This is a genomic window from Streptoalloteichus tenebrarius (assembly GCF_024171885.1).
GTDB lineage: Bacteria > Actinomycetota > Actinomycetes > Mycobacteriales > Pseudonocardiaceae > Streptoalloteichus > Streptoalloteichus tenebrarius.
Map to the genome: position 1 here is coordinate 337,133 of NZ_JAMTCP010000001.1, position 12,719 is coordinate 349,851.

At 71.8% G+C, this 12,719-nt stretch carries 11 protein-coding genes; 7 read left to right on the forward strand and 4 right to left on the reverse strand.

Annotated features, from left to right (window positions below; all coding sequences use genetic code 11):
- Positions 1-16: 16 nt before the first annotated feature.
- Positions 17-922 carry an MBL fold metallo-hydrolase gene (locus tag LX15_RS01335; RefSeq protein ID WP_253667571.1) on the reverse strand — a complete coding sequence of 302 codons (906 nt, stop codon included), beginning with the start codon at positions 920-922 and terminating at the stop codon, positions 17-19.
- A gap of 756 nt (positions 923-1,678) precedes the next feature.
- Between LX15_RS01335 and LX15_RS01340 the strand changes: the two genes are divergently transcribed.
- From LX15_RS01340 to LX15_RS01360, 5 genes are all read left to right on the forward strand, one after another.
- On the forward strand, positions 1,679-3,199 hold the full coding sequence (locus LX15_RS01340; protein ID WP_253667572.1) for a GMC family oxidoreductase: 1,521 nt from the start codon (positions 1,679-1,681) through the stop codon (positions 3,197-3,199).
- Between the two features lie 51 nt (positions 3,200-3,250).
- Positions 3,251-3,898, forward strand: a complete 648-nt coding sequence (locus tag LX15_RS01345) for a GNAT family N-acetyltransferase (protein ID WP_253667573.1) — start codon at positions 3,251-3,253, stop codon at positions 3,896-3,898.
- Between the two features lie 101 nt (positions 3,899-3,999).
- On the forward strand, positions 4,000-4,914 hold the full coding sequence (locus tag LX15_RS01350; RefSeq protein ID WP_253667574.1) for an NAD-dependent epimerase/dehydratase family protein: 915 nt from the start codon (positions 4,000-4,002) through the stop codon (positions 4,912-4,914).
- A gap of 339 nt (positions 4,915-5,253) precedes the next feature.
- Positions 5,254-5,601: a VOC family protein gene (locus LX15_RS01355; RefSeq protein WP_253667575.1), complete on the forward strand. Its 348-nt coding sequence runs from the start codon at positions 5,254-5,256 to the stop codon at positions 5,599-5,601.
- A 746-nt stretch (positions 5,602-6,347) separates the two neighbouring features.
- A complete protein-coding gene (locus LX15_RS01360; protein WP_253667576.1) occupies positions 6,348-7,565 on the forward strand; it encodes a serine hydrolase domain-containing protein in 1,218 nt (405 codons plus the stop codon).
- A 117-nt stretch (positions 7,566-7,682) separates the two neighbouring features.
- Here LX15_RS01360 and LX15_RS01365 read toward each other — a convergent pair whose 3' ends face one another.
- Positions 7,683-8,540, reverse strand: a complete 858-nt coding sequence (locus tag LX15_RS01365; protein WP_253667655.1) for an NAD(P)H-binding protein — start codon at positions 8,538-8,540, stop codon at positions 7,683-7,685.
- Between the two features lie 93 nt (positions 8,541-8,633).
- Here LX15_RS01365 and LX15_RS01370 point away from each other — a divergent pair, with 93 nt between their 5' ends.
- The gene (locus tag LX15_RS01370) at positions 8,634-9,212 is read left to right on the forward strand and encodes a TetR/AcrR family transcriptional regulator (RefSeq protein WP_253667577.1); all 579 of its coding nucleotides are present in this window, start codon (positions 8,634-8,636) and stop codon (positions 9,210-9,212) included.
- Positions 9,213-9,324: 112 nt separating this feature from the next.
- Positions 9,325-10,185 (forward strand): TIGR03619 family F420-dependent LLM class oxidoreductase, encoded by an 861-nt coding sequence (locus LX15_RS01375; protein WP_253667578.1) that lies wholly within the window; start codon positions 9,325-9,327, stop codon positions 10,183-10,185.
- Between the two features lie 81 nt (positions 10,186-10,266).
- On the opposite strand, the gene trxA is transcribed toward LX15_RS01375, so the two are convergent.
- Positions 10,267-10,599 carry a thioredoxin gene (gene trxA / locus LX15_RS01380; protein ID WP_253667579.1) on the reverse strand — a complete coding sequence of 111 codons (333 nt, stop codon included), beginning with the start codon at positions 10,597-10,599 and terminating at the stop codon, positions 10,267-10,269.
- Positions 10,600-10,723: 124 nt separating this feature from the next.
- Positions 10,724-12,178, reverse strand: coding sequence for an MFS transporter (locus tag LX15_RS01385; RefSeq protein ID WP_253667580.1), 1,455 nt, complete (start codon positions 12,176-12,178; stop codon positions 10,724-10,726).
- Positions 12,179-12,719: the final 541 nt, after the last annotated feature.

Sequence of the window (12,719 nt, forward strand, 5' to 3'; positions counted from 1 at the left end):
GTCCACCGTGGCGCGCCTAGAGATCGAGGGTGATCTGTCCTCCGGCGGCGGTGAGCATCGCGGCGAGCGCGGCCGGCACGTCGACCGGGTAGCCGTGGACCTCGGCGTGGGCGACGCGGAGGTTCACGGCGTGCCGCTCGGGGTCGAGCCAGTCGGCCCACCGGGCGCGGGCCCGCCGTTCCGGCTCGGGGTCGGCCGGGTCGTCGAGGGTGGACGCGGTGTCGAGCAGCCAGCGCAGGTAGTCGGCGACCCTCGTGACGAGGCCGTCACGGGCGGACGCGACCGGTCCGTGCCCAGGGACGAGCCAGCGGGCTCCGACCTCGTCGATCCAGTCCAGTGTGGACAGCCACCCCGCCACGGAGCCGTGCAGGGCCAGGGGGACCACGCCGTGGGAGAGCAGGTCGCCGACGAACAGCACGCCGTCGTGGGGGTGCCAGACGACGAGGTCGCCGTGGGTGTGGGCGGGCCGGGCGACGGGGATGACCTCCACGGTGTTGCCGCCGCCGAGGTCGACGCGGGTGGCGTCGGTGATGGCGGTGGTGTTCTCGGGCGGGGTGATGTCGCCCCAGGATTCGCAGGCGAAGACCTGCGGGTAGGTGTGCGGGCCGTTGGCGATCTCCTTGGCGGCGGTCTCGGTGACGAGCACGGTGCCGCCGGACTCGGTGATGAGCCTGGCGCCGTTGGCGTGGTCGCCGTGGCTGTGGGTCAGCGCGGCGGTGAGGGGGACGTGGGGGCTGGAGCTGTGGGCGCTGAGCGCGTCGAGGAGTCGTCGGGTGCGGCTCTCGGTGGCGCAGGTGTCGACGAGGACGGTGCGTTCGGCGCCGGTGATCCAGCCGGCGTTGTTGAGGAACCAGCCGCCGTCGGGTTGGACGTAGGCGGCGACCCGGGCGCTGAGGTTGTTCACGTGCGGTTGTGCTGACACGGGTTGTCCTTTCGGGGGTGGGGTGACGGACGCGGGGAGGGCTCGCGTCGAGCGTGTCACCGGCCGGTTGGCGCCCTGGTGCTGGGCGTCGCCCCTGGACACTCAAGATCATTTGTCACGCCGTCAGCGTAGGGGGTGGGTGACCGCCGCCGCGCCCCCGACACTCGACTTAGCGCGAAAGGGTGGTTTCGGTCAAATTGGGTGGGGTGGCGCGGCGCGGCCCGTGACACCCTGTTGACGTGCTTCATCGTGAATCCCCGTGAATCCCCGTGATGACGAGGCGCGCCGCGAAGTCCGGCGGGTTCGTGACCGCCCGAATCCGCGGAGCGCCCGGCATTTCGGTCGGGGAATGAGGTGGCCCCGGGGGCGGAACAGCGGTCCCTTTCTTTCCGAGATGTTTCCCGCCGCCGTGGCGACGCTCCTCTGATCACGCGGCGGTCGCCGGGGTCCGCGCGGAAGAAGTGGCGTGCCGTCCCTGGTCCTGTGGCTCTCGTCAAGGGAGGGGCGCGCCTTCCGTCGCGTTCCCTGGGCGTCCGGCCGTCCCGAGGGGCGGTCGGCGCGAGAAACGTGAGCATGTTGCTGTGTCCGGCTGCCTTCGGCCGGCCGCGTCCCGTGCTCCGTGCGACGTAGATGGTTCGGAGAAACGGGCGCACGTCGACGTGTGCCCGATGATGTGGGGGGATGTGCGTGATGAGCAGAAAGAACAGTGTGAACCCGAGTGGCCCTCGTCGAGGTGACACCGGTTCGTGGGATGTGATGGTGGTGGGGGCCGGCACGGCCGGGTCCGTGGTCGCGCGTCGGTTGGTGGACGCGGGTCGGCGGGTGCTGGTGGTGGAGGCCGGCGGGCGGGACGAGCACCCGGCGATCCACGACCCGACCAGGTTGTTGGAGCTGTGGGGGTCCAGTGTGGACTGGGGGTTCTGGACCGAGCCGCAGCCGGGGTGCGGTGGTCGGCGGATCTACTGGCCGCGTGGTCGGGTGCTGGGCGGGTGTTCGGCGATCAACGGAATGATCTACACGCGTGGCGCCTCCGCGGACTACGACCACTGGGCGTACCAGGGGTGTTATGGCTGGGACTGGGCCTCGGTGCTGCCCTACTTCCGGCGTGCGGAGGACCACGGGAACGCCTCCGCCGCCTCGGGGAGGGAGGGTGGTCCGCTCCCGGTCACCCGGAACAGTGGTCCCAGCGCGCTCGCGGAGGCGTTCGTGCGCGCGGCGCAGGAGTGGGGCCTGCCGCTGATCGACGATGGCGCGAGCGGCGAGCGGGAGGGGGTGTCGCTGACCTCCCGCATGATCCGTGCGGGACGCCGCGCCAGCGCGTGGGCGTCCTATGTCGCTCCCGTCATGGGCGAGCGGAACCTGTCGGTGGTGACGAACGCGTTGGTGCACCGTGTGGTCGTGGAGCGGGGTCGGGCCACCGGTGTCGACTACAGCGTGGACGGGCAGCTCTATCACGCCCGCGCCGACGAGATCGTGCTGTGCGCCGGGGTGATCGGTTCGGCGCACCTGCTGCTGCTGTCGGGGATCGGCCCCGCCCGCCAGCTCGCCGAGCTGGGTATTCGGGTGCGCGCCGACGTGCCGGGGGTGGGGGAGAACCTGCACGACCACCTGGTGGTGCCGTTGGTGTGGGAGTCCCGGCAGCCGGTGCCGGCCTCGGCGGTGGGGTTGGAGGCCCACCTGTACTGGCGGTCGCACCCTGGTTTGTTGGTGCCGGACACGCAGCCGGTGTTGATGGGGTTCCCGTTCCCGCCGCCGGGCTGGTCTCGGCCGGAGCAGGGGTTCACGGCGATGGCGGGGTTGGATCATCCGCGCAGTCGGGGGCGGTTGTGGTTGCGTTCGGCGGATCCGGCGCAGGCCCCGGCGTTGGACCCGAGGGTGTACGCGGAGCCGCACGATCTGGAGGTGATGGTCGACTCGGTGCGGATGGTGCGGGAGATCGTCGGGCAGCGGGCGTTGGACGGCTGGCGCGGGTCGGAGGTCTCCCCAGGTGCCGAGCGGGTGAGCCGGAGTCAGATCCGGGAGTACGTGCGGTTGGCGACGTTGTCCTATCACCACCAGGTCGGCACGTGCCGGATGGGCGTGGACAGCATGGCGGTGGTGGACCCGGAGTTGCGGGTGCGGGGTGTTGAGGGCTTGCGGGTGGCGGACGCGTCGGTCATGCCGCAGGCGCCGACGGGGAACACCACGGCTCCAGTGGTGATGATCGGGGAGAAGGCCGCCGACCTCGTCCTCGGGCGGACGACGGTGCGGGCGGCCAGGGAGCACAGCGCCGCGTAGGACCTAATCCGTTCCGGAATGCTGGGAGGGACGACGCGAGGGGGGAGAGTCATGAGCGAGATCGAGGTGCGCCCGTACGCGCCGGCTGACCGAGCCGCTGTGCGGGAGTTGTTCGAGCGCGCGGGCGAGGGCACACCGTCCGGGTCAATCTGGGGACATCCCGAGTCCGAGGCCGCCGTCTATCTCATGCCGTACGTGGAACACGCGCCGGAAACCCTTCTCGTCGCCCTGTTGGACGGAGAGATGGTTGGTTATCTCGCCGGGTGCGTCGACAGTTCCCGGTTTCCCTCGGAAAGCGCGCGGATGACGCACGCGATCAGGACGTATCGCCTGTTCCTCAGGCCGGGCCCCCTGGCATTCTTCGCCCGAGCCGCGCTCGACACCGTCCGGTGCGCGCTGCGCCGGGAGCCCGTGCCCGGGGACTTCACCGATCCCCGGTGGCCGGCGCACCTGCACATCAACCTCGTGCCTCGCGCGCGAGGTGTCGGCGCGGGAGCGGCCCTGATGCGGCGGTGGCTCGACCATCTGCGGGCGGTGGAGTCGCCGGGCTGTCATCTCCAGACCCTGGTTGAGAACACGCGGGCCGTGCGTTTCTTCGCGCGCATGGGCTTCGAGAAGCACGGACCCACGCCCGTGGTGCCGGGCCTTCGGCACCACGGGCGGCCCGTGCACCAGCAGACGATGGTGTGGAGCCCCTGATCACCTCGATGCCCCGCGCCGGGCCTTGACACGACTTCCATGCATGATCACTATCTGTGTAGGAAAAATATGCTTACGCATGGATGTGAGGTGAAGGGACTGTGCGCGTGTTCCTGACGGGAGCCACCGGCTACATCGGCGGCTCCCTCGCCGCCCGCCTGGTGCGGGACGGGCACGAGGTCGTCGGTCTGACGCGGTCCGAGCGCGGGGCCGAGGCGCTGCGCGAACGCGGCGTCGCGCCGGTCCTCGGCACGCTCGACGACCGCGCCGTCCTGGCCCGTGAGGCGGCCGCGGCCGACGCCGTGATCAACGCAGCGGACAGCGACCACCGCGTGGCGGCCGAGGCGCTCGTGGACGCCCTCGCCGGCTCGGGCAAGCCCCTGCTGCACACGAGCGGGTCCAGCATCGTGGGCGACGACGCGCGCGGCGAGCTCTCCGAGCACGTCTACACCGAGGAGGACATCCGTCCCGACGGTCCGTGGCGGCCCACCCCGGACAAGGCCCCTCGGGTTGCGATCGACCGGCTCGTGCTCGACGCCGGAACCAGGGGCGTGCGATCCGTGGTCCTGTGCAACAGCCTGATCTACGGCCACGGGCGCGGCATCGCCCGCGACAGCGTGCAGATCCCCCGGCTCGTGGCGCAGGCCAGGGCCAGCGGCGTGGCCCGGCACATCGGCCCTGGCCGCAACATCTGGTCGACCGTCCACATCGACGACGTGGTCGACCTGTACCTGCTGGCGCTCGCCGACGCGCCCGCAGGGGCGTTCTACTTCGTGGAGAACGGCGAGGCGTCGTTCGCCGAGATGACGCGGGCGATCGCGGAGGCGCTGGGCCTCGGCCCGGCCGAACCGTGGGACATCGACTCGGCGATCGCCGAGTGGGGGTACGAGCCCGCCGTCTACGCCCTCGGGTCCAACAGCCGGGTCCGCGGCGTCCGCGCCAGGGAGGAGCTGGGGTGGACGCCGCGCCACGGCTCCGTGACCGACTGGATCCGCCACGAGCTGACAGCCGAGTGACACTGTCCAGGACAGGTCGTCCGGTTCTGGTCGGAGAGTCCACAGAGGACAGATCGGAGGCTGTCGCTCGGGGATCCGGTGTTGTGTCCGTCCTGTCGGCGAGGATGAATCTCCGGTAAACCTGAGGTCCGGCTCTGCCTTGATGGCCACGGCAGGAACTCAGGAGCAGTCCCGTGCCGTGCCGTCGTGAGCGGCGCGGCACGGGACCCGCGTGCGGCCGGAGCGGCATGGCCGAAAGGAGAAGCCGCGACGTGTGTCCCGTTTCGACAGTGCGGGCGACGGGTGCGCGGTGGTACTCCTGGGAGTCGAAGTGTCGCTCGCACGCGTCTGGAGACGTCGATGGCCGTTCGCCGTGTCGTGCCCAACATCCGGTCCGAGGCCGTGGGGGAGAGCCGGGAGTTCTACGGCCTGCTCGGCTTCGAAGAGGTGATGAACCACGGCTGGATCATGACCCTCGGGTCGGCGTCCACCCCCGCGGCGCAGGTCAGTGTCATGACCGAGGACAGGACCGCGCCGGTCGTGCCCGACCTGAGCGTCGAGGTGGACGATGTGGACGCGGCGTACGAGGCCATGCTCCAGCGCGGCGCGGAGATCATCCATCCGCTGACCGACGAGGAGTGGGGAGTGCGGCGGTTCTTCGTCAGGGACCCGAACGGCCGAGTGGTCAACGTGCTGGCGCACCGCTGACGCTGTTGGTTGTTGGCTCGTGTTCCGTGTGCTGTCAAGCCTGTCATCCTGTTGAGGGACGGGTTTATCCACAGGCGCTCCAGTTGTCCACAGCCTCGCGTGATCACCTTGGGGGCGGGGGTCAGGGCGGATAGGCTGGAGCAGGGCTCGCCCCCCAGGGCGGGTGGGGGCTGTCCTTCGGTGATCGTGATCCCGGTTCGGCGAGGGGTGGGGCTCGTGTCCACCCGGTGTCGGGGCCGGTGTCTTCCGCCCGCCCGGTGGCGGCAGGGCGGGATGTTCTGTGGCTGATGTTCGGGGTGGTGTCAAGCCGGTCCTCCTGTCGGGCGACGGGGTTGTCCACAGGCGCTCCAGTTGTCCACAGCCTCGCGTGATCACCTTGGGGGCGGGGGTCAGGGCGGATAGGCTGGAGCAGGGCTCGCCCCCCAGGGCGGGTGGGGGCTGACCTGGGGTAGTGGGGCTGGGGCGCTGGTCCTGGTTGTGGTGCTGGGCATTGTGGTGCTGGGCCTCTTCGCCGGTGGCTGTGACGCCCTGCCCCGCGCCGCTGTGAGCGGCGCGACCTCCGGGGCATTCCGGAGCGGGGTCTCAGGGGCGGAGGCCGACGAGACCAGGGCCCGTCCCCGATGTTGGGCGGCGCCGGTCGGGTGAGGCTGGGGCGCGAACAAGATCAGCGAGGGGCGTGACGGGGTCGGTCGACTGCTCGGTCGGTCGCCGCGACGCCCCTCGCGGTCCCAGCCGGAAGGACCAGAATGACCCTGACTGACAGGCGACGCCCCCGCCGCGCCGTCGTGGCCGCGCTCCTCTCCTCCGCGGTGCTCGCGGGCGTCGTGGGTGTGGCGCCAGCGGCCCTGGCCGCGACGCCGGAGGGTTCGGCGGCCGTCGCCGAGCGTTGCTCGCCACTGCCCGACCAGGACCAGCGGGCGCTGCGGAACGCGATCGCCGGCCTGCCCAACAGCGACGTCAACGGCGCGCTCGTCCGGGTCAGCGGCGAGGCCGGCTGCTGGCGGGGGACCTCGGGTGTGGCCAAGGACGGCTCCCGGCGGCCGGTGCCGGACAACGCCCGGTTCCGGATCGGCAGCATGACCAAGACCTTCACGGCCGTCACCGTGTTGCGACTGGTCGCCGACGGGTCGATCGACCTGGACCGGCCGATCCAGCACTACCTGCCCGACCTGCTGCCCGCCGACCGCCCGCCGATCACCGTCCGCCAGGTGCTCACCTACACCAGCGGGCTCCAGGGGCTGGCGGTCAACAGCAAGGACCCGTCGTGGTTCTTCGAGCACCGCTTCGACACCTTCCGGCCCGGTGAACAGCTCGACACCCGGGCGCCGCTGCTCTTCCAGCCGGGCGAGAAGCAGCACTACGGCAACGCCGACTACATCGTCGCCGGCCTGCTCGTGGAGAAGGTGACCGGACGGCGCTGGGAGAGGGTCGTCGAGGACACCATCCTGCGCCCGCTGGGCATGGGGGACACCGTGGCTCCCGGCGTCGACCCGAAGATCCACGGACCGCACGCGCGTGCCTACGAGGCGGTGACCAGGAACGGGAGGACCACGCTGGTCGACGTCACCGAGGCCAACCCCTCGTTGCAGTGGTCGGCGGCCTCGATGATCTCGACCGCCGCCGACCTCGACCGGTTCCTGGTGGCGCTGTTCAGTGGTCGCCTCCTGCCCCAGGAGCAACTCGACGTCATGCTCACGGTCCCGGACGTGATGACCTACGACGGCGACGACGACCCGACGAACGACGTCAAGGCCGTGCACAGCGCGGGACTCACCCAGTTCACGCTGAACGGCGTCACCATCTGGGGCAAGACCGGGGACCGACCCGGCTACAACAACGGCATGGGCGCGACGACGGACCTGCGCCGTCGCCTGGTCTACTCGGTGAACACCCTCCACATGGGACAGCCCCAGCCGGCGATCGCCGGTCGCGTCATCACGGCCGCCTTCCCCAAGAACACCTGACCGCTGTGGCCGGCCGCGGGGCGCGTACCGGACCGCTGCCCGGACCCCGCGGCCGGCTCACGGCCATGAGCACGCGGGTGCGCGTGGCCGTTCCTCAAGAACGCCCTGGGCGGCCCGTCACCGGAAGCTGTCCACGTGGTCGCGCGCCCACCGCGCGAACGAGCGGCCGGGGCGTCCCGTCAACTCCTGGTACGTCGTGGAGACGAGGGCTGGCCGACCGTCGGCCTCGGCGAGCCGCGCGAGCAGCGTGTCGACCATGCTGTCGTCGCCCCACTGGCCGAGCATCGCCCGGTAGTCGCCTGCGCTGATCTCCTCGAACCGCACCGCCTCGCCGAGCACCGCCGCGATGTGGTCCACCTGCTCGCGCTGGGTCAGGGACTCCGGTCCGGTCAGCGCGTAGGCCCTGCCTTCGTGCTCGGAGCCGTCGGCGGACAGCACGAGCGCGGCGACGTCGGCGATGTCCTGCTCGTGGATCGGCGCGGAGTGCGACTCCGGGTAGGCCGCGCGGACGACGCGCTCGGCGCGGATCGAGGCTGCCCAGCCCAACGCGTTCGTCGCGAAGCCACCTGCCCGCAGGAACGTCCAGGGCAGCCCGGAGTCACGCACGGCCGCCTCGGCCGCCTGGTGCATCCGCGCGATGGGGTCACCGGTCGGCGCGACCAGGTCGTCCGCGACGAGCGCCGAGACCAGCACGATCCGGGCCGACGCGGCGTCGAGGAAGCGGTCGACACCGCCGGGGTCGGCGTAGAGCAGCACGTCCGTGACGCCGTCGAGGACTGGCGTCCAGTCCGAGGCGCGCGTGGTGGACGCGAGGTCGGCGCCGACGACCTCGACGCCCTCCGGGACGTCGAGGGTGTCGGGGGCCCGGCTGACGACCCGGACCCGGTGACCAGCGGCGTGCAGGCGGGCGACGGTGGCGCGGGCGATCCGACCGCGACCTCCGGTGATCAGGATCACCACGAGTTCCTTCCACATCACGGGGAAACGAGACGCGACCTCAACCGGACCGATGGTCCGCTTCAGCGCGGCCTAAGATACGTACCGGCGGTCCGGATAGCAAGGAGAGGCATGGGCACCAGGCAGGAGCGGGCCGACGCGGCCCGCAACCGGGAGGCGATCCTCGCCGCGGCGACCGCCCTGTTCGACCGCGAGGGCGTGGAGAGCGTGTCCATGCAGGACATCGCGGCCGCCGCCGGTGTCGGCAAGGGCACGGTCTTCCGTCGCTTCGGCGACCGGACCGCCCTGGTGCACGCCGTGTTGGAGCCGAGGGTCGCCGCGCTGCGGGAGTCGGTCGAGGGCGGACCCCCGCCGCTGGGTCCCGGTGGTGATCCTCACGACGCCCTCGTCGCCTACGTCGACGCGCTGTTCGCGTTCGTCTGGCGGAATCGTCCGATGATTCGCGCGCTGGAACACCGGGGCCCGGACGCCTACTACGCCAACGACGCCAGCCAGTTCTGGATCGAGGAGCTGGACCGGAGGCTGGCGGCGGCCGGTGTCACCGACGACACCGAGTACCTCGCGCACGCGGTCTTCACCGCGCTGCGCTCCGACGTCATCGACTACCTCGTCACCGCCCGTGGCATGACCCGTGACCGCGTGTTGGCGGGAATCCAGGAGCTGGCGCGCGGCTCCCGGTCCAGCCGGTGAGAGCGGCGTCCCCTGTCGTGGCTCGGCCGTAGTCTGGCCGGACACGGCGGGGATGTCCCGCCTGTACTGTCCACTATGGACAGATTTCGTTCCTGGGTGGACTGGGGAGACGATGAAGTTCGCGATCAGCTACAACACGGCCTACCACGGGGTCGACCCCGACCGGATCGTGGCGTACGCGCGCAGCGCCGAGGAGTGCGGCTTCGAGGGGCTGTACCTGCCGGAACACGTCGTGTTGTACCCGGGCGCCGCCGTCGGGGCGATGGAGCTGCCACCCTCGTTGCCGTTCGCCGACCCGCTCGACTGCCTGAGCTTCGTGGCCGCCGCCACGGACAGGCTCCTGCTCGGCACGGGCGTCCTGTTGCTCCCGTACCACCACCCCGTGGTCCTGGCCAAGCGCCTGGCGACCATCGACGTGCTGTCGAAGGGACGCATGCGGCTGCTGACGGTGGGGCTGGGCAGCCTGCCGGGCGAGGCGAGCGCGGTGGGCGTCGACTTCGCCACGCGCGGACGGCGGGCCGACGAGGCGATCGACGTCATGCGGCTGCTCTGGTCCGGCGGCGAGGAGGGGGTCAGCTACCAGGGCGAGTTCTACACCCTCGACCGGGCGTGCAGCTTCCCCAAGCCCTACGGCGGCGGCCAGCTCCCCATCCACGTCGGTGGGTCGAGCCGCGCGGCGGCACGGCGTGCCGGTCGTCGGGGCGACGGCTACTTCCCGGGCGGCATGCTCACTCCCCAGGAACGCGAGGCCCAGATGGACCTCGCCCGGTCCAGCGCGGTGGAGGCCGGCCGCGACCCGGACCGGCTGGAGTACACCCGCTGGGGCTCGATCGACATGCCGGCGGAGGCCGTCGAGGCGTACGCCGCCCAGGGCGTGACCAGGATCGTCGTCAGCCCCAGCTCCACCGACCCTGAGGAACAGCGCGACGAGATGGCGGCCTTCGCCGAGCGCTTCGCCCTGCGCGGCGCCTGAGGTCGAACCGCGGGGACCGCGCCGAGCGGCTGGCTCCGACGTCCACCGCGTCGGAGCCAGCCCCTTCCCCGGGAGCGGAACTCACGGGAGGTGGTCGGCGAGCCGCTGTTCGAGCATGGGCTTGGGCGCGGCGCCCACCCACGCGTCCACGACCTGCCCGTCCCGGTAGACCAGGAAGGCGGGGATCCCGGAGATCCCGTGCCGGGCCGCCAGCCCGTGCTCCTCGTCCACATTGATCTTGACGACGGTCAGGGACTCCGCGTGCTCGCTGGCCAGTTGCTCGACGATCGGCGTCATCATCCGGCACGGCGCGCACCAGGGAGCCCAGAACTGGATCAGCACGGGCCGCCGGGCCTGGAGCACCTGGCGCTCGAAGGTCTGCTCGGTGACGGCGGAGACGGGGCTTGTGGGCATGACGGGAGAACTCCTTCGTTTTCCTTGTCTGGACGAGCCGGACGGCACGCCCAGGTGAGGGCAGGGGTGGCCTCGTGGTGCGCGGAGCGGGCCACGCGGTGGGAACGGGACGGCTGTCGGGCTCTCAGGGGTTCGTGGCGGCTCCGGGGCGGGCGCGCACGAGCACCGCCGACGCGAGCGCGGCCACGAAATGGACCGTCCCGGCGGTGCCGAACGCCCACACGTAACCGTCGACCACGTCCGGCCGCGTGCCCGCGACCGACATCAACGCGGCCAGCCCCACGGTGGGTCCCAGCTCCATCCCGGTGTTCATGACTCCGCCGGCGAGCCCCATCTGGCGCGGCGGCACGTGCGCGGTGGACAGCACGGCCGAGCCGGAGAAGACCAGGGAGGAGCCGACCGGCAGCAGGAGCAGCCCGGGGAGCAGGCCGGCGGCGGAGGACGAGCCGTGGTCGATGCCCGTGAGCAGCGCGAAGCCGGCGGCCGACACCACGAGGCCCGCGATCGTCACCCGAGGAGCCCCGAGCCGGGCCACCAGCGGCGCGGCGGCGGCGTTCGACGCGATGAGCGCGACGGTGAACGGGACGTACCCGCCGGCCGTCGCCAGCGGCGACCAGCCCTGGACCTGCTGGAGGTAGACCGACAGCACGAAGGACACCACGCCGGAGCCGGCGGCCGCGAGCAGGATCGCGACGAGCCCCACGAACCGGCGCGGCTCCAGCGTGAACCCCGGCGGCAGCAGCGGGTCGCGGACCCGGCGCTCCACCACGAGGAACGCGCCGAGCAGCACGACGCCGACCACGACGGGGACCAGCACGGTCGGCGACGTCCACGGGAGGTCGACGCTGAAGATCAGCCCGAAGCTGCCCACGGAGATGCCGAGCGTGGCCAGCACCGCGCCCACGGGGTCCACACCGGGACGGGACGCGCCGCGGTCCGCCCGGCCCGCCGGGAACAGCGCCCTGGACACGGCGAGGGTGAGCGCGGCGACCACGACCGGGAAGGCGAACATCCACCGCCACGACACCCACGTGGTGACGACGCCGGAGGCGAGCGGCCCGAGCATCGCGCCGATGACGGACGCGCCGCCCCACGTCGCCATGACCCTGCCGAAGGCGTCGGGGGAGGGGAACAGCTCGCGCAGCACGGCGATGGCGGCCGGCGCGGTCAACGCCGCGCCGACGCCCTGCGTGGACCGCAACGCCACCAACGCCTCGAAGCCGGGGACGAACGCGGCCGCGACGGATGCCGCCCCGAAGAGCGCGAGCCCGGTCACGAGCATCCGCCGCCCGCCGTACCGGTCGGCGAGCCGTCCGCCGAACAGCAACAGCCCGCTGTAGGGCAGCCCGTACGCGGCGTTGATCAGCACCAGTTCCGCCGTCCCGACGCCGAACTCCCGTCCGATGACGGGCAGCGGCACCGTGATGAGGCTGATGGTGAAGATCAGCGTTCCCTGGGCGACGGCGAGGATCGCGAACGCGGCGCGCCCGCGTTCCCTCGGTCGACCGGTGGTTTCTCCGCTCCCGTCGGGAACGGGGGACGGCGTGACGGAGACTGCGTCTCCCAGATCTGTTGACATGGGGGATCTCCTCGCGCGGGTGGGCAGGGACGCGCCCGATGGAGGCCGACGGACGATCGGGCCGGTGCGGGAAGTCGTCTTCTCTGTCCTCAGTGGACGAATGCCGCGCCAGGGCGCGGGCGGTGCGGGGAGAGGACCGCGGAGCCGGTGCTGTCGCCGGGCAGCCGTCCTGGCGTCACCCGCGTCTCCGGCCCGGGGACCGGTGGCGAGAGTCGGCGCTCATCGTCGCTCATTGCCGCTCGGTGTCGCGCGGGCGCACGGCTGCCGCGTCACCGGAGGGCGTTCCCCATGCGGCCACACCGTGCCCGCCCTGGTAGGCGGACGCCGGGCGCGCTCGCCATGCCGCTCATCGCGATCACCTCCTGACGCCAGGCTGCGACCGCGATGACCCTGCCGGCAATTTTTGTTGCTGTTTTCGCGAGAAGCCTGGTGCGCGCCCCTCGGTGGTCGGTCCTGTGCTCCGCCGCCCTGGCGCCGTCGGCTGGGCCCGGCCCTGAGCCGACCGAGGTAGCTCTCTCCTGCCCGAGCGGGCGCGCTCCCG